Raw genomic sequence first — 18,479 nt, 5'->3', positions numbered from 1 at the left:
GGTGCGTTGCTGGTTGGCCTTGGTCAGCGCCTCACCGCGCGCCTGTGCCTCCTGCTGCATCTGAGCATTAACCTCTGCCACGCCGCCCGCGACAATCTGCTGACGGGTGCGCTGCTGGTTGGCCTTGGTCAGCGCCTCACCACGCGCCTGTGCCTCCTGCTGCATCTGAGCATTAACTTCCGCCACGCCGCCCGCGACAATCTGCTGACGGGTGCGCTGCTGGTTGGCCTTGGTCAGTGCCTCACCACGCGCCTGTGCCTCCTGCTGCATCTGAGCATTAACTTCCGCCACGCCGCCCGCGACAATCTGCTGACGGGTGCGCTGCTGGTTGGCCTTGGTCAGTGCTTCACCGCGCGCCTGCGCCTCCAGCTGCTTCTGGCTCTCATATTTTGAAGCAACTATTCCGTTGAATCGCTGGTTATGATTAATCTGCTCTTTAGTCTGGGCACTTAAACGACCGCTTACTTCATTTCGCTGATCACGTTGTGCGGCGGCATTCTGCTGATTTTCGTTAATCGCGTTCGCCTGCGCGGTAGCCGCATCTATTTTCATTTGTGAACCGCTTATTGTCAGGCCGGTGCTCTGTCCATTACCTGCCCATGCGTCATAACCAGGGCGCTGACTATTTTGGCTCCAGCTCTGAGTCGTACCAGTGACTTGTGTAATCGCGTCAGGATTGGAAATGTGTGGATTGGCTGATTCATCAATTCGTGTCGGGGTTGATGAAATCAGCGTGTCTGGCTGGATAACTTCTGCCGGTTTGACGCTGGTTGGCTGAATAATGTTCTGATGTACCGTTTCACCCTGAAGCAGTTGATCCAGCAAATGACGTGGTGTTGGATCGCCAATTGATATTTTGGCTTGCTCTATTGAATCACTATTCATCGTCTCCAGAATAGCGCGGGCAGCATCCAGAGAAGCGTGCTGATTTACCACATTATTTAACGCTGCGCGTAGTGATTCGATAGCTTGATTATTAACGTTACTATAGTTGATAGCCATAGCGTTAAATGACGGGAAAAATGCTAACATAATGGCAACAGAAATTATTTTTTTGTTCATTATCAGTGACCTGGATCAGGGTTACCGGCTGAAATAGTTTCAGCCTTATTTTTTAATGAATAATAACGGCTCAAAAAGCCCCATTGAGATATAAGCCTTGGCCATCATGCGCTTTTTCTCAACACATGAAATGGTAACGTTTACACCTGTCATCGTAAGCGGAGAACACCGCTTCTGTGGCGAAATCTAACCCTGATCAGGTAGGCTGAACTTGATTTATATCAATTTTGCAAAGTATAAATATGAATGCGATTACACGCACATTTCAATTCATTGTTTCGCAAGGAAAAATATTATGCAAAAAGTGCTATCTGAACCTGTAAATCAACATTTTCAAATAGAAATAAATCTCGTTCTAAATATGAAATCACATGAGCCTTTTATATCAATCTATTATTGAAAGTAATGACCTACAGAGCTCCGTCATTCAGGCGTTTTAACAGGAGAGGGTTTTTAGGCAGGCAGAGAACGGTGCGGTAGGAATTGCTGAAGGTTTTACAGGGATATTCTCTACCCAGCGAACGGGCGATACCGGATCCATACAGCGAAACCAGGATGCTATTCGCATGGAGATATGCGTTATGCATCAATATTCTGACCTAAGAAAGGTCTTAGTCGCCCCTTTATACTCTTTTTAACTGACATGATTTTTTAACGTTCGCCTTCGGGTTAAAGTACCCTTCACACGACCGGGCCGGTGTACCTTGAGAAAGGCGAAAATATGACCACGCCTGATTAGCGCAATAATGTCGGCATTAACAATAATTCAACAGCGCTCAACAATGCACTCCGGGTTTGCCACGGTTTAAGGCAGTTATTCTGTGTAACCGCCCTTCTCCTTTTGCCTTAGATACCCCCATTTATTTTTCGCGACTGGCAAAGATATTTGCCATCTGCTCAGCATTTCTCGTGCCCCAGTTGCAAAGCGGGATAATGGCATCAGACAGGCTGCTGCCTAGAGCGGTCAGTGAATAATCCACACGCGGTGGCACCTCCTTATAGTCAGTTCGCAACAGTACCTGATCGGCTTCAAGATCTTTCAACTGCTGAATAAGAACTTTATCACTCACCTCCGGAATCAAACGCTTTAGCTCTCCATAGCGTTTAGAACCGTCTCGCAGAAAAAAAAGAATCAACGGCTTCCACTTACCCGATATCACACGCAGCGTCGCATTAAGCCCACAACCGGTACCGCAAATTTCACTTTCAGAGGGGATTGTCATTTGATACTTACCAAAAGGTGCATACTTGACGTTAAGTTAGCAGACGAACAGACTGGCCTGCAAGCGAGCAGATCCCTGCTTTCGTTAACTCACCAGAAGGTAGACGACATGACCAGACTGAATGGAAAGACGGCGGTAATAACCGGTGGCGCAACCGGGATAGGCCTTGCGGCAGCAAAGCGGTTCATTGAGGAAGGCGCTTTCGTCTTCATTTTCGGTCGCAGACAGCAAGCACTTGATGCAGCAGTTGCCACCCTTGGCCCTGATGCCCGTGCAGTAAAGGGCTCTGTTTCTGATCCGGCTGACCTCGATCGACTCTACGCCGCAGTTAAAGCTGAACGGGGCACGCTCGATATCCTGTTCGCCAATGCCGGAGCGGGAAGCCCGCTTCCGCTTGGTCAGATCACGGCACAGCACATCGACGAGACTTTCGACACCAACGTTAAGGGCACAATCTTTACGGTCCAGCAGGCATTGCCGTTAATGACTGTGGGTGGCTCGATTATCCTGACGGGTTCCAGTGCCGGCACAACAGGTGCACCAGGCTTTACGGCCTACAGTGCAAGCAAGGCGGCAGTGCGCAACCTTGCCAGGAGCTGGGCCGCAGATCTGAAAGGTACCGGCATCCGGGTGAACGTGCTGTCACCCGGCGCGACTGCGACTGAACTGGCGAAGGAAGCGCTGGGTGTAGAAGGTCAGAAAGCCTACGGTGCGATAACGCCGCTCCAGCGTATGGCGGAACCCGAGGAGATCGGGGCGGTGGCCGCATTTCTTGCTTCAGGCGACAGTAGTTTTATGACCGCCAGCGAGGTCGCCGTTGACGGTGGGCTGGCTCAACTCTGACCATTTCAGCTGGCCGACTAGCGCTATCGGTTTCTGATATCCATCCCTCTTCTGAACTCTGAGGCACGATATGAATTATGCAATTATTGGTTTTGGCAGTGTGGGAAAAGCACTTGCCGCAGCATTTGCCCGAAAAGGCATCGACGTTTCCGTTGCAACCACCCGTGATCCGGAGAGCTTTGCCACTGAGACGGCCATGATTGGACCTGGCATCAGGCCCAAAAAGTTAGCTGATGCCGTCAATGCCGACATCATTTTTTTGGCTGTTCGCTATCAGTCACACCCGGACATTGCCAAAATCCTGCCGACCTGGCAGGGAAAAACGATTGTCGATGTGACGAATGCTTACGGTGTGCCCCTTGAGGAACTGGATGGTGAACCTTCCGGACGTGTTGTTGCACGCGCCTTTGCTGGCGGTAAAGTGGTTAAGGGCTTCAATCATTTGATCGCTTCTGTGCTTGCTGAAGATCCTGCCGTTAATGGCGGCAAAAGGGTGGTGTTTCTCGCCAGCGATAATAACAGTGCGCTTGACGAAGTCGGCACGCTGGCCGAAACGTTAGGTTTCGCACCGATCATGCTGGGAAGCCTTTCGGAGGGCGGAATGCTGGTGCAGGCTCACGGGAAGAAATGGGGTGAACTGATATTTCAGGATTTAGTGAAGTTCAGCAGATAATATTTATGCTTAACGCAATCCTGACTTAATATCATCTCAAGAACAAATTAATATCTATTCTAACGGCATGCTAAACAGCATAGCTGTCTATTCTTACTGCAAAAAAATTGCGCCCCGGCCAATTGTCTGATGTATGGGTACATTAGCTGTGCGGTTCGGGCGCAAGCACATGCAGAGTAAAAACACCTATAGATGGATTGAAGTATATTAATTAAATGGATTTTTCCACATGAATATTTGCTTTCATATTTATCGTCTGAGGATATGTATTATTACTCACCGCTTTAACGTTCTGCTGAAACGGTGATACCCACCTAATGCCAGACGCGAATATTATCTTCGGGAAAAATTGAGCAGATAACCTGCCCTGTTTAGTTCCCCTGATGAGTGAGGACTGGCAGCGACCACATTCATTATTGAACTGACCAAAAAGCATAAAATCCTCCGCAGCCCCATCCTGGATCATTTCATCGAAACGGCAGCGTTCGCTTACCCCGAAGGAGACAGGGTTTCAAAATTGTCTCACTCGTTCCGACGTCGCGTATCGTTCTGATATTGATGCGGAATTAATGAGAGTCTTCCGACTCCTGTTTTCACCTGGAACAATCCCTCTCTGACCTATCAGGCTGGGATAGGCGCATTACCCAATCGTGTTCATCGGGCCAGCCGGCTTTCCGAGACCGTGCGGCGGCTGCGGACGTCACTCAGGTCAGCGGCGAGGATCGGCACGGCTGACGCCCCCTGACAGCCCGCATTTCAGCATCACCGCGTCAGCCGGCACCATTTTCGGTTAACCCGGCAACTATAGTTCATACTCAATACTGTTTATGTCGTCACGCTGCGACGGCCACTAAGCGTGGAGACCTGGCTATCTGGCCGGGTGAAGCAAACGTCAACACGACATCAGTGTGGGCGCTGATATCCATAAAGTTCGTATTTTCAGGAGATTTCATGTGTAACGTCAGTTGATAAATTGAACATCGGGTAAGCTCAGGTGTTACCTGATTTACCTACTGATAACCGTGAACACAACGGTTACTGAATGTTTAAAACTTATCTGACAACTCAGGGTTGTTAGCTGAATATAAGGGAAAATAATGCCGTTGATATTTGATGAGTTATCTGGTTTGCCATCATGGGTGCCTGTTGTATTACTCTTCGCGCTCTCATTTGTACTGGGTTTTCTTGCACGCCTTATCCTTCTCAGGTTTATTCGCTACTGGCAGAGTCGTGATCGGAAACTGTTCAAATCCCTCGAAAAACACCTTCGTGGCTCGATGTTCCTTTTCATTCCCTTGTTGCTGGTCAATGTCGGGATTAATTACATCGACATTCACCCGGACCTGCTGGTTTTCATTACCAATACGGTGAATGTATTTATAATATTATCGTTTTGCTCAGTGTTAATTCGATTAACCAACGTGGCGCAGGATATGCTTTACATCCGCTACGACATCAATATTTCGAACAACCTTCGTGCGCGTAAAATTCGCACACAGATCATTTATGTAAAGAAAGTCGTCATTGTCATACTGGTGTTATTCTGCCTCTCTCTGATTCTGCTCAGTTTCCCCGGTGTGAGAAAATTCGGTACCACTATCCTCGCCGGTGCTGGCGTAGCCGGTATCATCATTGGTTTTGCCCTGCAGAAGTCGCTGGTCAATCTGTTTGCCGGTATTCAGATCGCCTTTACCCAGCCGATCAAAATTGATGATGCCGTGGTGGTAGAAAAAGAATGGGGCTGGATTGAAGAGATCAACCTCACCTATGTGGTGGTGCGGATCTGGGATTTGCGCCGTCTGGTGTTGCCCATCACTTACTTTACAGAAAATCCGTTTCAGAACTGGACCCGCAATAATGCGCAGATTCTGGGCTCGGTTTTTCTCTACGTTGATTATTCGATGCCGTTAGAACCGCTGCGACAGCATTTTGAAAAAGTGCTGAATGAAACCAAACTCTGGGATCGGGAAACTCAGGTGCTTCAGGTGACCGATACCACCGAGAAGACCATGACGATCAGGATGCTGATGACCGCGCAAAATTCCCCGATAGCCTTTGATTTACGCTGTCACGTGCGGGAAAAGATGATTGAATTTATTCAGCAGAATTATCCGCAGAGTCTGCCTCACGTCAGAGCGTCTCTCACCGATACCGCTGCCTGACAGACGGTGAGGTTAAGTTGCAGTCGAATAAAAGCGGAAGGTACAGTGTGCTTTCTCAGCGTCAGGGCCGCTGACCTTCCGCTTCCTGCATGTGTCCGGCTCTGCTTTCCACGCCAGGCCAGAGCAGACAGTCAAATCCCTGATTAAGATGACCGGCGGCGTCGATCCGGCATCATCTTCAGCCTTCGCATAGCCTTGCCAGTTGCTTGCCCCAGCATTCACCTTTATGAAGGAGCGATGATCGCTATCCCGTTGAGGTAACCATACAACGTTATGATGTCTCGCCCAGACATTGCCACTGTGGGTCTTTGTTCACTGAAATCAGCACCCTTCACCCGCAGTCGCTGAGTGGTTATCCGCGGCTTTGACTCTCCGATCGAAAACAGCCTGATTTCACAGAAACGCCTGCCAGGCCGCTTTCAGGCCGTTGCGTTAAACCATTACGTTCACTGTAGTCAGTGAAATCAGATTCCGGAAATCCAGCAAGCAGACAGGCTATATAACCAGGCTTAGCGAGATAGAGTGTCGTTGTTTCAAGGCGTTATTAGCCGGTCAACTTTAACGCCCTCGCTTTTCGGCACGGTTAACCTCATCGTGATCACGGCACCGCAGGAAAGGTTAAAGCAAAGATATTGCATTAAGCCCGCACTGCCCGTATACCTTATTAAAGCTAATCCTTTGCATTAAGGTATCCATCATGACAGCCATCCAGCCCGTTCTGACTCCCCGATCCGCTGCACGTCTGACGCTTTTCAGCTTCACCGGCGCGGTATTGATTTCGGCCACCAGCAGCGCACCGACACCGCTTTATCCGCTCTACCGCTCGCTGTTTCATCTGAGTCCATCGCTGCTCACCGTAATCTTTGGGGTCTATGCCTTTGCGCTGCTGGCTGCGTTGCTGACCGTGGGGAAAATATCTGACTACACCGGTCGCCGGCCACTGATGCTGCTGGCTTTGGCGCTCAATAGCGTGGCGCTGGTGATTTTTATCACTGCAGATTCCGCTGCGGTTTTAATCGGCGCACGTCTGGTTCAGGGCTTTGCGACCGGCATCGCCTTACCGACTTTTGGCGCGACCCTGATCGATGCCAATAAACATCGCGGTCCGTTGCTCAACTCCGTCACCGCCTTTCTGGGAATGACGCTGGGTACGCTGGCAGGCAGCATCCTGGTCACTTACGCCCCCTTCCCTACCGTTATGCTTTATGCGCTGTTGTTACTGGCGATGCTGGTGGCAATGGCGCTGTTGCCGCTGATACCCGAAACCATTTCACCCCAGCCTGGCGTGCTGGCGGCGCTGCGGCCACAGGTGATGATTCCGCGTCGGGCGCTGGGACCCCTGTTGAAAGTCGCGCCGGTGAACATTGCCACCTGGATGCTGGGCGGATTCTATCTTTCACTGATGCCGACGCTGGTGATCAGCGCCACCGGCCTGACCTCACCTTTTATTGGTGGCAGCGTGGTGGCAACCCTGATGCTGAGCGCCACCGCCGCGGTATTTTTCTTCCGGTCGTTGCCAGCCGCGCGAGCGCTGTTTATAGGGACGCTGATGCTGATAGCCGGTGTCAGTGTCACTCTCTCTGGTGTCGGTTTGCATGCCGTCGCCTGGCTCTATCTCGGCACGGCCATTGCGGGCCAGGGATTTGGCTCAATCTTTTCAAATGTGCTGAAGATCATTATGCAACTCGCTGAAAGCCATGAGCGCGCCGGGCTGTTCTCGGCCTTTCTCATCAAAAGCTATCTCGCCTTTGCGCTACCGGCGATTCTGGCAGGTATCGCCGCGCCACACATTGGCCTGACTCTGACCGCATTTCTTTATGGCATGACGATTGTGATACTGGCGCTGGTGTCATTGCTGGCGGTCAGATCCGGTTCATTTGCCCGGGCGCACAGCTAAATAGTGGGACTGAATGACCAGCTTCACCGCCACGTCATTCACAAATCGGGATTATCATTTACACTCAAACGGTTCGATTCACTGAGTCCTGCTGTTGGGTAACGCCAGAAATATCATGCCTGAATCCCGTCCTGATGATGCTTTAGCCCTGTTTTCGCCCGCGACGCGGCGCTGGTTTTCCACGACCTTTGATGCTCCGACGCCGGTGCAACAGTCGGCATGGCAGGCGATTGCCAGCGGTCAGCACTGCCTGGTGATTGCCCCGACCGGCTCGGGGAAAACGCTGGCGGCCTTCCTGACCGCCATCGATTCGCTTTTCCAGGCCCGGGCGCAGCAGCCCGCGCCCGATCGCGAATCCACCACCCGTATTCTGTATATCTCGCCGGTTAAAGCGCTGGCGGCAGATGTGCAGCGCAACCTCAATCTGCCGCTGGCCGGCGTGATGGCTGAACGTCAGCAACGGGGCGAGCCAGAGATCACGCTCAATGTCGGGATGCGATCCGGCGACACGCCAACGGCTGAACGGGCAAAACTGTTGCGACGGCCACCGGATATTCTGATAACGACCCCGGAATCGCTGTTTCTGATGCTGACCTCAAAAGCCCGTACCACGTTGCAGGGCGTGACCACGGTCATTGTTGATGAAGTCCATGCGGTAGCCGGATCAAAGCGCGGCTCACAGCTGGCGCTAAGCCTTGAGCGGCTGGATGCGTTGCTGCCGCAGCCCGCTCAGCGCATTGGGCTTTCCGCCACGGTACGTCCGGTCGAACGCGTCGCTGAGTTTCTCGGCGGCTGTCAGCCAACTCTGGTGGTGAATCCCGCCGCTGGCCGCATCCTGCATCTCAGCATTGAAGTGCCGGTAACCGATATGACCGATATCGCCAGCGATCCGACTCCCCATAGCGGCACAGGTCAGCCCAGCGGATCGATCTGGCCGCATATCGAGACCCGCATTCTGCGGCTGGTCATGGCGCATCGTGCCACGCTGGTGTTCGCTAACTCACGCGGACTGGCAGAAAAACTCACCGCGCGACTGAATGAACGTTACGCGGCGCAGCAGCCGACAGAAAGTCTGCGCCAACCGGCGCAGCATTATGATTCGTTTTCCGGCGGCAGCCAGAACCGCAGCGACAGCGCGCCCGCGGTTATTGCACGATCTCACCACGGATCGGTGTCGAAAGAGCAGCGCAGCGAAATTGAATCGGCGCTGAAACAGGGCGATCTGCGGTGTGTGGTGGCGACATCGAGCCTGGAGCTCGGCATTGATATGGGGCCGGTTGATCTGGTGATTCAGGTGGGTGCACCGTTATCCGTCGCCAGCGCGCTGCAACGGGTTGGCCGGGCCGGACATCAGGTGGGCGGCGCTTCCACCGGGATTCTGTTTCCGCGTACCCGCCGCGATCTGCTTGATGCGACGGTGATGGTGCAATCGATGCAGGCCGGGCAGCTTGATGCCCTTTCACCGCCGCGTAACCCGCTGGATATTCTGGCGCAGCAGACGCTGGCTGCCGTTGCCATGGAGCCCCTACAGGCGGATGCGTGGTTTGAACGGGTGCGGCGTGCCGATCCGTTTCGCACCCTCTCTCGCCGCCTGTTCGACGCCACGCTGGATATGCTGGCCGGTAAGTTTCCGTCGGATGATTTTACGCATCTGCGTCCTCGTCTGGTCTGGGATCGCCAAAGTGGCCTGTTAACGGCCCGGCCAGGCACCCAGCATCTGGCCGTCACCAGCGGCGGCACCATTCCCGATCGCGGCATGTTCAGCGTCATCCTGCCTGAAGGCGAAGAGCAATCGGGATCGCGGCGGGTCGGCGAACTGGATGAAGAGATGGTTTACGAATCGCGGGTTAATGACATCATCACCCTCGGGGCGACATCCTGGCGTATCCAGCAGATTACTCACGATCAGGTCGTGGTCGTACCGGCACCGGGTCGCTCAGCGCGCTTACCGTTCTGGCGCGGTGAAGGCGTTGGCCGGGCGGCAGATTCAGGTGCCAGCCTGGCGGTGTTTTTGCGTCAGCTTGATCACGCGACGCCCGAAGATGCACAACAGCATCTGCACTCCCTCGGGCTGAATGATCATGCCGTCTCGAATCTGCTGTCGTTAGTGGCTGAGCAGCGCGCTGCCACCGGCGTTTTGCCTGGCGATCGCACCCTGGTAATCGAACGCTGCCGTGATGAAACCGGTGACTGGCGGGTAATCCTGCATTCACCCTGGGGACAACGCATCCATGCGCCCTGGGCGCTGGCGATCGCGGCCCGCATCCAGCGGCGGCTGGGCATAGATGCTTCAGTGGTCGCCAGCGACGACGGCATCATCGCCCGCTTTCCCGATAGCGAAGGCCGGGTACCGGGCGCGGAACTGTTTGTTTTTGATGCCGATAGCCTGACGCAGCAAGTCGCTGACACGATAGGCAGCTCGGCGCTGTTCGCCGCCCGCTTTCGGGAATGCGCTTCACGCGCCTTGCTGCTGCCAAAGCGGAATCCGGGTAAACGTTCTCCCCTGTGGCAGCAGCGGTTACGGGCCGGTCAGCTACTGGAAGTGGCTCGCCAGTATGAAGATTTCCCGATCCTGATCGAAACCGCACGCGAATGCCTGCAGGATGTCTATGATTTGCCCGCGCTGCACCGCCTGATGAAACAGATTCAACAGGGAAGCGTGCAGTTTGTTGAGGTGACCACTGAACACCCTTCGCCGTTCGCAGCGCCGCTGTTGTTTGGCTATGTGGCCGAATTTCTCTACGCCAGCGATGCGCCACAGGCTGAACGCCGCGCTTCACTGCTGGCACTCGACAGCAACCTGCTGGGTGAACTGCTCGGCCAGACGGATAAAGGTGAATTACTGGCACCTGCCGTCGTTGAGCAGCTAGAGCAGGCGTTACAGCGTCTGGACCCGCGCTATCAGGCACAGCATGTTGAAGGCATTGTGGATCTGCTGCGCGAGCTGGGTCCGCTGTCACTGAATGACATTGAGGCGCGTTTCAGCGGCGATCCTTCACAGGCGGTCGCGGCATTAGAGCAGTTTGAAGAAACCCGGCGGGTGATTCGCGTCACCGTTGCCGGCGAGGCGCGCTGGGCGGTGGTGGAAGATGCTGCCCGTTTGCGCGATGCGCTGGCTACCCGCATTCCCGATAACCTGCCTGCCACCTTTTTAGAACCGCTCTCCGATCCGCTCCGCGACCTGATCACCCGCTATGCCCGAACCCATAGCCTGTTCAGCGCGCAGCAGCTCGCCGATCGCTATGGATTAGGCGTGGCGATAGTCAATAAGGCGCTGCGCCCGTTACGCGAGCAGGGCACTCTGCTAAGCATCGCCGCCGGGCCGGACGCGGCGGCTGGCGTCTGGGTTGATGCTGGCGTGTTTAAACGGCTGCGGCTACGTTCACTGCAATCAGCGCGTGAGGCGACGCGTCCGGTCGCGCCTGCTGCCTGGGTAACGCTGCTGCTGGAGCGGCACGGCGTGCTTAATCCGGCGGCCGCCTTTACCCGTGAATCCTCACTGGTGGCGCAGCCGCTGTATGAGGGAATCGATGGCCTGGCGCGGGTGATAGAGCAGCTGGCGGGCGTGGCGCTGCCTGCTTCGCTGTGGGAGTCGCAAATCCTTCGCGCCCGAATCCGTGATTATCAGCCCGCGATGCTGGATGAACTGTTAGCTAACGGCGAGGTGCTCTGGTGCGGGCATAAGGCGCTGGGACACAACGACGGCTTGATTTCGCTCCATCTCGCCGAATTTGCCGCTGAAACGCTGCCGCCATCTGACTCAACGCAGTCACCGACAGCCTTGCAACAGGCTATTCTTGAGGCGCTCAGCCACGGCGGCGCGTGGTTCGCCCACGAGATTATGGCAAAACTGGCGGGACCGGAGACGCCGCCATCCGGCGATATTTATGCCGCCTTATGGCAACTGGTGTGGCAGGGCGACATCACCACCGATACCTGGACTGCGGTGCGCGGGCTGCTGGGCTCGCCGGGCGGGACACGCTCCCGGCCGGCGCGCGCGCTGCGTAGCCGTCATGTGCAACGATTCGCACCGTCAGCCCCGGCGGGGCGCGGTCCGGGCGTTAATACCATTGCCGGACGCTGGTCACGTCTTGTCCGGCGAGATATTTCACCGACACGTCAGGCCCTGGCGCTGGCCGAAAACATGCTCGACCGCTACGGCGTCATTACCCGCGGCAGCGCAATTTCGGAGCAGATCCCCGGTGGTTTTCCTGCATTGCAGCCGGTATTGCGCGGTCTGGAGGATGCCGGACGGATAATGCGTGGACGCTTTATCGCTGGTGCAGGCGGCGCGCAGTTCGCTGACGCCCTGACGATTGAGCGCCTGCGTGAACTGGCACAGCAACCGGCCGACCCCACCGCCGCGGTAGCGCTTGCCGCCATGGACCCGGCGAATCCGTTCGGTGCCACGCTTGGCTGGCCGGTTCATCTGACCGGCACTCGCCCGGTGCGGCGGCTGGGTGCGCGGGTCGCGATCGTGGGTGGCGAGCTGGCGCTCTATCTGCCGCAGGGCGGAAAAGATCTGCTGATCTTTACACCGGATGAAGCGCAACAGCAGGCCGCCATCGCCGCACTGGCGCTGGCGCTGAAGCGCGAAAGATCGCTGAGCTTTACGCTGGAAACGGTAAACGGTCAGCCGGTTTCGCAGTCGCCATTACTCAACGCCCTGCGCCATGCCGGATTCTCCCGCGTGCCACAGGGATTCAGCTGGTACGGCTGAGATTATCTTCACGAACAAAATCGATAAAAGCCTGCAGCGGTGCCGGAATTAACCGGCGGTCATTGTAGTAGAGCCACGGGCCAGAGAAGCTCAGCCACCAGGGCTGTAGCAGCGGTTCCAGTTTTCCGTTGTCAAAACAGGGCTGCAGCCACTCCTCAAACAGATAAATAATGCCGCTACCGGCAATAGCCGCCTCAACCGCCAGATCCATCGCTCCGCCAACGCTCACCACCAGCGGTCCGTTCACCTGTACAGTGACGTCATTGCCATCCCGGCTAAATTCCCAGTCCGGCATGACGCCGCTGGCATATCGGCCCCGCAGACAGCGATGATGGATCAGATCGCGCGGATGATCGGGACGGCCATATCGGGCAAGGTAGGCCGGTGAAGCGGCGGCGGCAAACCGCTGGCGACGTGGGCCAATCGGCATCGCTACCACATCCTGCTCCAGCCGTTCATCGTAGCGGATGCCCGCATCGCAACCGTCACGAAAGACATCCTGAACGTTACTTTCCGCCACAATCTCCAGTTGAATGTCGGGATACCGCCGCAGGAACTCCGGTAATAACGCCGGTAACACCAGCCGCGTGGCGCTGACCGGTACGTTGAGCCGCAGCGTACCGCCTGGCGTATTGCGGTAGAGATTGATCGCATCCAGCGCGGCGTTGACCTCATTCATTGCCGGAAGCAGACGATCCATCAGCGCCCTGCCCGCTTCCGTTAACACCACCGTCCGCGTGGTGCGGTGAAATAACCGGATACCGAGTTGCTGTTCGGCACGGCGAACCGCATCGCTCAGACGTGACGCGTTACTGCCGGTCACCCGGGCCGCCTCACGAAAACCACCGGCTTTTGCCACCGCCACGACCGCCTCCAGTAACGCTATCTCTACCGCCATTGTGCAGCACTCCGTACAGTCTGTCCTGATCTGACCGGATAGTTGCACAACAGGAACCCCGTTACAATCAATCTACATTCACGCAGGAGGTTTCCATGTCACACACCACCATGACCTATCCGCTGGGCGATCGTAATGTTAACCGTCTGGGCTACGGCGCTATGCAACTGGCGGGACCGGGCGTCTTTGGTCCGGTCAAAGATGAAGCGCGGGCCATTCAGGTACTCCGCGATGCGGTGGCCGCAGGCGTTAATCATATCGATACCAGTGATTTTTACGGCCCGCACGAAACCAACCAGCTCATCAATAAAGCGCTGCATCCCTATCCGCAGGATCTCTGCATCGTGACGAAAGTCGGCGCCCGGCGTGATGCTAAAGGTGGCTGGCTGCCCGCGATGGAACCCGACGCGCTGACCCAGGCGGTAGAAGATAACCTGCGTCATCTTGGGCTGGATGTCATCGAGGTGGTGAATCTGCGCAGTATGTTTCAGGTGTTTGCGCCGCAGGAAGGTTCGCTGGAACCGCAGCTGGCAGCCCTGCTGGAACTCAAAGCGCGCGGATTGATCCGGCATATCGGCCTGAGTAACGTGACGCCGAAGCAGGTCGCTGACGCGCAGGCCATGACGCCGATTGTCTGCGTGCAGAACATGTATAACCTGGCAAACCGGCAGGATGATGCGCTGATCGATCAGCTGGCCGAGCAACAGATCGCCTACGTGCCATTCTTCCCGCTGGGTGGCTTCTCGCCGTTGCAGTCGACGCAGTTAAATGAGGTCGCCGCCTCACTGAATGCCACGCCGATGCAGATCGCGCTCGCCTGGCTGTTGCGCCGTTCGCCAAACATTTTGCTGATCCCCGGCACCTCATCTCCCGCGCATTTGCAGGAAAATCTGGCCAGCGCTCAACTGACGTTAAGCGATGAGATCATGGCAAAACTCAACGGTATCTGAGCTATTCGCCCGCCTCGCGGGCTTTTTTTTTGGCTGAACGGTGTCAGAACTGCTTCAGACACTCCACCAGCGAGGGCCGATCGCTACAGCGGATGTGGTGATCAATTCTGTCGATCATATAGGGGTAAAACGGGTTCGATGTGGCGCGCATGATCGAGTCAAGACCGACAATCAGCACCGCACTCTCGCCCCGCAGAGACAGGGTGCCGAAGCTGATGCCAAACTCATTTTTGATGGCTGGCTCACTGCCATACAAGCCATCCTGCGCCGGAAACGGGATCGCGACGTGGGAGAGTGAATAGAGACCGGCAGGATAATTGATCGCCAGCGGCAGCGTCTGCTCGCTGATCTCACCGGCTGGTACTGTTTTCGTCACCATGTTTAACGAGGTGGCCGTGGCGTTAGTGATCACCGTTGAGGTATATAAACGACGGGCAGCCGGCAACAGCTGATTAACCGCGGTGTAGGAGGAGTGACGGAACAGCGGGCTGACGCTGACTGCCTGATTGATATCAAACAGCACCAGTTCGCTGCCATTATCCGGCAGGTAATTATAGAGAGAACGGATCACCGACGGGGTGCTGACGGTGGAATCCATCACCGACTGGAAGGTCAGTACCGGCGGAAAGGTCGCCAGTTGCTGTTGGCGTGACGCCTGCACAATCTGCTGTTGCAGCGCCTGCGTTAACAGGTAGGTCTGGCGAGCAGCGTGAACCGGAAAGGAGTTGTACTTAAAGGGATTGAACTCCGGCACGATGTTCAGCCAGGCCGTTTTAGAAAAAGCCGGAAAAATCGACGGCAGCCCCGCGACACCGGCAAAGCGGGCGAAACGGGTTACGCCTATCATCGGCGACAGCAGGATCAGCTGTTGCGGACGGCGTAAATGGTGATCGGTCAGACTGTCCAGCGTGTACTTCACCGCCAGCGCGCCGCCGTTGGAAAAGCCAACCAGGTGCAGAGGCGTCTTCTCACCCGCCAGCCGGGTCGCTTCACGCACCGCTAACCGTGTCGCCGCCAGCCAGTCCTGCCAGTCTACATCCGTCAGCCCGGCCGGCACCGTGCCGTGACCGGGTAACCGCAGTGCCACCGCCACATAGCCCTGCTGGCGGTAGGCTTCCGCCACGTGTCGCAGGCTATAGGGGCTGTCGGTCAGGCCGTGCAGCAAAACAACCGCTCCCCGCGGTACGCCAGCGGGTCGCAGAATATAGGATCGGTTCCAGTCGTGACTGAAATTTTCGGGATAGATCAGGCTACGAGCATAGTAGCGGTTAAGCGGCGTTTTCTCGTCCGCTTCCAGCTTGTCGCTGACCTGCTGCTTCATCTTATCAAACAGCCGGTTTTCCGCCGCCAGATAATCGGCATAGCTGGCCTGATCAAGCTGCTCAACCGTTAATTCATGCGGTACCCAGGTGTGCCAGCGATGTAATTCCGGACCACGCTCAGCCTCATATACCCGGAAGATCAGCAACAGCACCACGATCAGCCCTGCGCCAAGAAGGCAGCGTTTGCTCCAGCGGGCGATTTTTTTTAACGTCCTGGTCATGCATCCTTACCTGAAAAATTAAAAGCCATAACGAAGCCATGCAAATAAGACATTGCCATTGTTGTAGGTGCCGGGAATATAGGTGAACTGCACATTCAACGCTTTATAACCGGCAGAGAATAGCGGCAGGACGATTGGCAACGGGATATATCCGCCGAAATCGTCACGAGCCGTAATACCCGCGGTTAATCCCGCGCCTAACCGGAAATCGTGATTATCACCGGGATACCAGCCCTTTTCCCAGCCGTAACCCACAATCGGTTGCCACTCGTTATGCGAGTCTTTAAATGCCATCGCGTATAACGCATTCCAGTTGCCGTTCTCATCATATCGCGACACACCCAGCCCGCCGCCCCACGGCATCTCGTTATAGTGGTCGGTTTTCTCTTTGTCATACATAAAACGGGCATGCCAGCTGATAAAGGGCAGATAGAGATCGGTATGCTGCGGTGCATTCCAGGTCTGCGCGACATCGTCCGTCACCCCATCCCACCAGGATGACAGAGACGAGACGGCTGTTTCAGCATAGAGCGGACCGACAGCCAGCGATGCAGCAAGCAATACCGTTGCGGTTGCAATTTTCATGACAGGTCCCGTCAGCGCGCGGTGGTGATGACGAATGAGTATAGCGCAGTCCTTAACGCGCCGATTGTCACCGGTCATGCTTCGCTTAAATAGCGGATAATCTGGCTTATTCCCCAGAGGATCAGAAATGAAGAGGCTGCTTTCAGACCGTACTGAGCAGAATTTCAGGCTGAAATCGCCAAGGGTGAAGGTATAACGACCACTGATTACAGTGAATGTCTGAGCGCTACAGCTGAGGGTTAACGGTGAACAGCAGGAAGAAAGAACCGGACTGGAGCCAGTCCGGTTCGGGGGATCAGGCTTCAGCAGCCAGGGATTTTTCGCCAAACTTCTCTTTCATATGGGACTCAATCTCTTCCAGACTTTTACCGCGCGTTTCAGGAACCATCGCCATCACAAAGATCAGCGAGCCGACGTTAATCGCAGCAAAGATAAAGAAGGTGGTGCTGCCGGCATATTCCATGATGGGTGGAAAACCAAAGGCGACTATCGCGTTAAAGATCCACTGTAATGAGACGGCGCTGCCGGTTAACACGCCACGCAACTGCATCGGGAACAGTTCCGACATCATCAGCCAGTAGACCGGTGAAATGCACATCTGCATACAGAACAGGAACAGCAGAATACAGCCCAACGCCAGGTAGCTCTGCATCAGGCTCGGGCTGATGAAGGTCATCACCGCACCCAGCATAATCTGTGAGGTGATGACCAGACACAGGCCGGTGATCAGCATCGCCCGACGAGGGAAACGGCTGACCGCCCAGATTCCCACAATCGCCGCCACGACGGAAACGACGCCGTTGCCGATGGTAGCGGCAATTGAGGCGCTGGTGCCAAGACCGGTCTGCTTGAGGATGATAGGCGTGTAATACATAAAGCCATTAACCCCGGTAAACTGCGCCACGAAGCCCAGGCCGACGCCGATAATCATCAGGCGTATCACCCACTTCTCGCGGATCAGGGTTTTTGCATCAGGACCCCGTTCCGCTTCCCGCGCCTGCTTCTTCATCTGCGCCATTTCATGACGCACTTCTCGCGGCGTTTCACGCAGGTATTTGAGGATCTTTTTCGCTTCTTTCAGGCGACCTTCCGCCACCAGCCAGTGCGGTGACGCCGGAACAAAGAAGGTTCCGATAAACAGCAACAGGCCAGGCACCATCGCGATGGCCAGCATGTAACGCCACAGATGCGGATCGTGCAGCAGATAACTCAGCAGCGTACTGGCCACGTAGGCGATCAGCTGACCGGTGACAATCATCAGTTCATTACGGCTGACCAGCGGCGCACGCAGTCGTGGACCGGCAATTTCAGCGATGAACACCGGCACGGTCGAAGAGCCGCCACCTACCGCGATACCGAGCAGGAAACGCATCGCCACCATCACGTTGACCGATGGTGCCAGCGCCGTGCCCAGCGAGCCAAGCACAAACAACACTGCCAGGCTGCGCAGCGTGATACGGCGACCAAAGCGATCGGAGAAGAAGCCGCTCAGGAACGAACCGATGGCCGCACCGAACACCAGTGAGGAGGCGACCAGCCCTTCGGTGAAGGAGTTCAGCCCAAGTCCGCCCTGATCCGGCGGAGAAGTCATGTAAGGTAAGGCACCGGAGATAATCCCGGTGTCATAACCGAACGCCAGCGCACCCATAGTGGCAACCAGCACCACAAGAAAAATACGCTGGCGTACCGTGTCGGCAGGCGCGTGTTCGCCCGCTTCACCCGCGTCTGGTCTATTCGTACTCATAATTACCCTGCCATTAACAAGTTAAACATCCGTTGATGAAATTTCATACGGAATAAAATTGGAACATATTTACCGATTGGGAGATGAAGTGTAGACGGTATTTATCACTTAGCTTTAGCAATGCGTCTTTTCTGGCGGGATAATTAATTACAAAACTCAGGGAAATAGTGGCGAACCGA

The 18,479-nt window shown here is 55.4% G+C and carries 12 protein-coding genes; 6 read left to right on the top strand and 6 right to left on the bottom strand.

The genetic code is table 11. From position 1 onward, the window contains the following. On the bottom strand, window positions 1-885 hold an 885-nt coding region (locus WFK59_RS15720), incomplete at its 3' end, for a hypothetical protein (RefSeq protein WP_336756335.1). A gap of 1,037 nt (window positions 886-1,922) precedes the next feature. Next, the gene (locus tag WFK59_RS15715; protein ID WP_262287725.1) at window positions 1,923-2,285 is read right to left on the bottom strand and encodes a winged helix-turn-helix transcriptional regulator; all 363 of its coding nucleotides are present in this window, start codon (window positions 2,283-2,285) and stop codon (window positions 1,923-1,925) included. 108 nt (window positions 2,286-2,393) lie between these two features. Between WFK59_RS15715 and WFK59_RS15710 the strand changes: the two genes are divergently transcribed. The 5 genes from WFK59_RS15710 (at window position 2,394) to WFK59_RS15690 (ending at window position 12,580) form a co-directional block, all read left to right on the top strand. After that, complete coding sequence (locus WFK59_RS15710) at window positions 2,394-3,128, top strand: SDR family NAD(P)-dependent oxidoreductase (protein WP_233988491.1); 735 nt, start codon at window positions 2,394-2,396, stop codon at window positions 3,126-3,128. A 70-nt stretch (window positions 3,129-3,198) separates the two neighbouring features. Next, window positions 3,199-3,801: an NADPH-dependent F420 reductase gene (locus WFK59_RS15705; protein WP_336756333.1), complete on the top strand. Its 603-nt coding sequence runs from the start codon at window positions 3,199-3,201 to the stop codon at window positions 3,799-3,801. A 1,097-nt stretch (window positions 3,802-4,898) separates the two neighbouring features. Continuing rightward, window positions 4,899-5,963 (top strand): mechanosensitive ion channel family protein, encoded by a 1,065-nt coding sequence (locus WFK59_RS15700; RefSeq protein WP_233988494.1) that lies wholly within the window; start codon window positions 4,899-4,901, stop codon window positions 5,961-5,963. A gap of 697 nt (window positions 5,964-6,660) precedes the next feature. Beyond that, on the top strand, window positions 6,661-7,860 hold the full coding sequence (locus WFK59_RS15695; protein WP_336756331.1) for an MFS transporter: 1,200 nt from the start codon (window positions 6,661-6,663) through the stop codon (window positions 7,858-7,860). Window positions 7,861-7,975: 115 nt separating this feature from the next. Next, the gene (locus WFK59_RS15690; protein ID WP_336756329.1) at window positions 7,976-12,580 is read left to right on the top strand and encodes an ATP-dependent helicase; all 4,605 of its coding nucleotides are present in this window, start codon (window positions 7,976-7,978) and stop codon (window positions 12,578-12,580) included. Here WFK59_RS15690 and WFK59_RS15685 read toward each other — a convergent pair. Further along, window positions 12,564-13,478 carry a LysR family transcriptional regulator gene (locus WFK59_RS15685; RefSeq protein ID WP_336756328.1) on the bottom strand — a complete coding sequence of 305 codons (915 nt, stop codon included), beginning with the start codon at window positions 13,476-13,478 and terminating at the stop codon, window positions 12,564-12,566. The genes WFK59_RS15690 and WFK59_RS15685 overlap by 17 nt on opposite strands. Before the next feature lie 95 nt (window positions 13,479-13,573). Here WFK59_RS15685 and WFK59_RS15680 point away from each other — a divergent pair, with 95 nt between their 5' ends. Next, complete coding sequence (locus WFK59_RS15680; RefSeq protein WP_336756326.1) at window positions 13,574-14,428, top strand: aldo/keto reductase family oxidoreductase; 855 nt, start codon at window positions 13,574-13,576, stop codon at window positions 14,426-14,428. 43 nt (window positions 14,429-14,471) lie between these two features. Here the strand turns inward: WFK59_RS15680 and WFK59_RS15675 are convergent, their stop codons facing one another. The 3 genes from WFK59_RS15675 to WFK59_RS15665 form a co-directional block, all read right to left on the bottom strand. Further along, window positions 14,472-15,971, bottom strand: coding sequence for an alpha/beta hydrolase (locus WFK59_RS15675; RefSeq protein ID WP_336756324.1), 1,500 nt, complete (start codon window positions 15,969-15,971; stop codon window positions 14,472-14,474). 18 nt (window positions 15,972-15,989) lie between these two features. Beyond that, window positions 15,990-16,556: a lipid IV(A) palmitoyltransferase PagP gene (gene pagP / locus WFK59_RS15670; RefSeq protein ID WP_233988503.1), complete on the bottom strand. Its 567-nt coding sequence runs from the start codon at window positions 16,554-16,556 to the stop codon at window positions 15,990-15,992. Window positions 16,557-16,851: 295 nt separating this feature from the next. Continuing rightward, on the bottom strand, window positions 16,852-18,300 hold the full coding sequence (locus tag WFK59_RS15665) for a sugar porter family MFS transporter (protein ID WP_262287728.1): 1,449 nt from the start codon (window positions 18,298-18,300) through the stop codon (window positions 16,852-16,854). Window positions 18,301-18,479 lie beyond the last annotated feature (179 nt).

It is taken from the genome of Pantoea sp. USHLN298, assembly GCF_037149395.1.
Taxonomy (GTDB): Bacteria; Pseudomonadota; Gammaproteobacteria; order Enterobacterales; family Enterobacteriaceae; genus Pantoea; species Pantoea astica.
Note: the sequence above shows the minus strand (reverse complement) of the source record. Positions and strands in the feature narration are given on the sequence as shown.

Bases quoted from the DNA above. Each gene is read 5' to 3' on its own strand.
- WFK59_RS15715 (WP_262287725.1), bottom strand. From the start codon at position 2,285: ATGACAATCCCCTCTGAAAGTGAAATTTGCGGTACCGGTTGTGGGCTT.
- WFK59_RS15710 (WP_233988491.1), top strand. From the start codon at position 2,394: ATGACCAGACTGAATGGAAAGACGGCGGTAATAACCGGTGGCGCAACC.
- WFK59_RS15705 (WP_336756333.1), top strand. From the start codon at position 3,199: ATGAATTATGCAATTATTGGTTTTGGCAGTGTGGGAAAAGCACTTGCC.
- WFK59_RS15700 (WP_233988494.1), top strand. From the start codon at position 4,899: ATGCCGTTGATATTTGATGAGTTATCTGGTTTGCCATCATGGGTGCCT.
- WFK59_RS15695 (WP_336756331.1), top strand. From the start codon at position 6,661: ATGACAGCCATCCAGCCCGTTCTGACTCCCCGATCCGCTGCACGTCTG.
- WFK59_RS15690 (WP_336756329.1), top strand. From the start codon at position 7,976: ATGCCTGAATCCCGTCCTGATGATGCTTTAGCCCTGTTTTCGCCCGCG.
- WFK59_RS15685 (WP_336756328.1), bottom strand. From the start codon at position 13,478: ATGGCGGTAGAGATAGCGTTACTGGAGGCGGTCGTGGCGGTGGCAAAA.
- WFK59_RS15680 (WP_336756326.1), top strand. From the start codon at position 13,574: ATGTCACACACCACCATGACCTATCCGCTGGGCGATCGTAATGTTAAC.
- WFK59_RS15675 (WP_336756324.1), bottom strand. From the start codon at position 15,971: ATGACCAGGACGTTAAAAAAAATCGCCCGCTGGAGCAAACGCTGCCTT.
- pagP (WP_233988503.1), bottom strand. From the start codon at position 16,556: ATGAAAATTGCAACCGCAACGGTATTGCTTGCTGCATCGCTGGCTGTC.
- WFK59_RS15665 (WP_262287728.1), bottom strand. From the start codon at position 18,300: ATGAGTACGAATAGACCAGACGCGGGTGAAGCGGGCGAACACGCGCCT.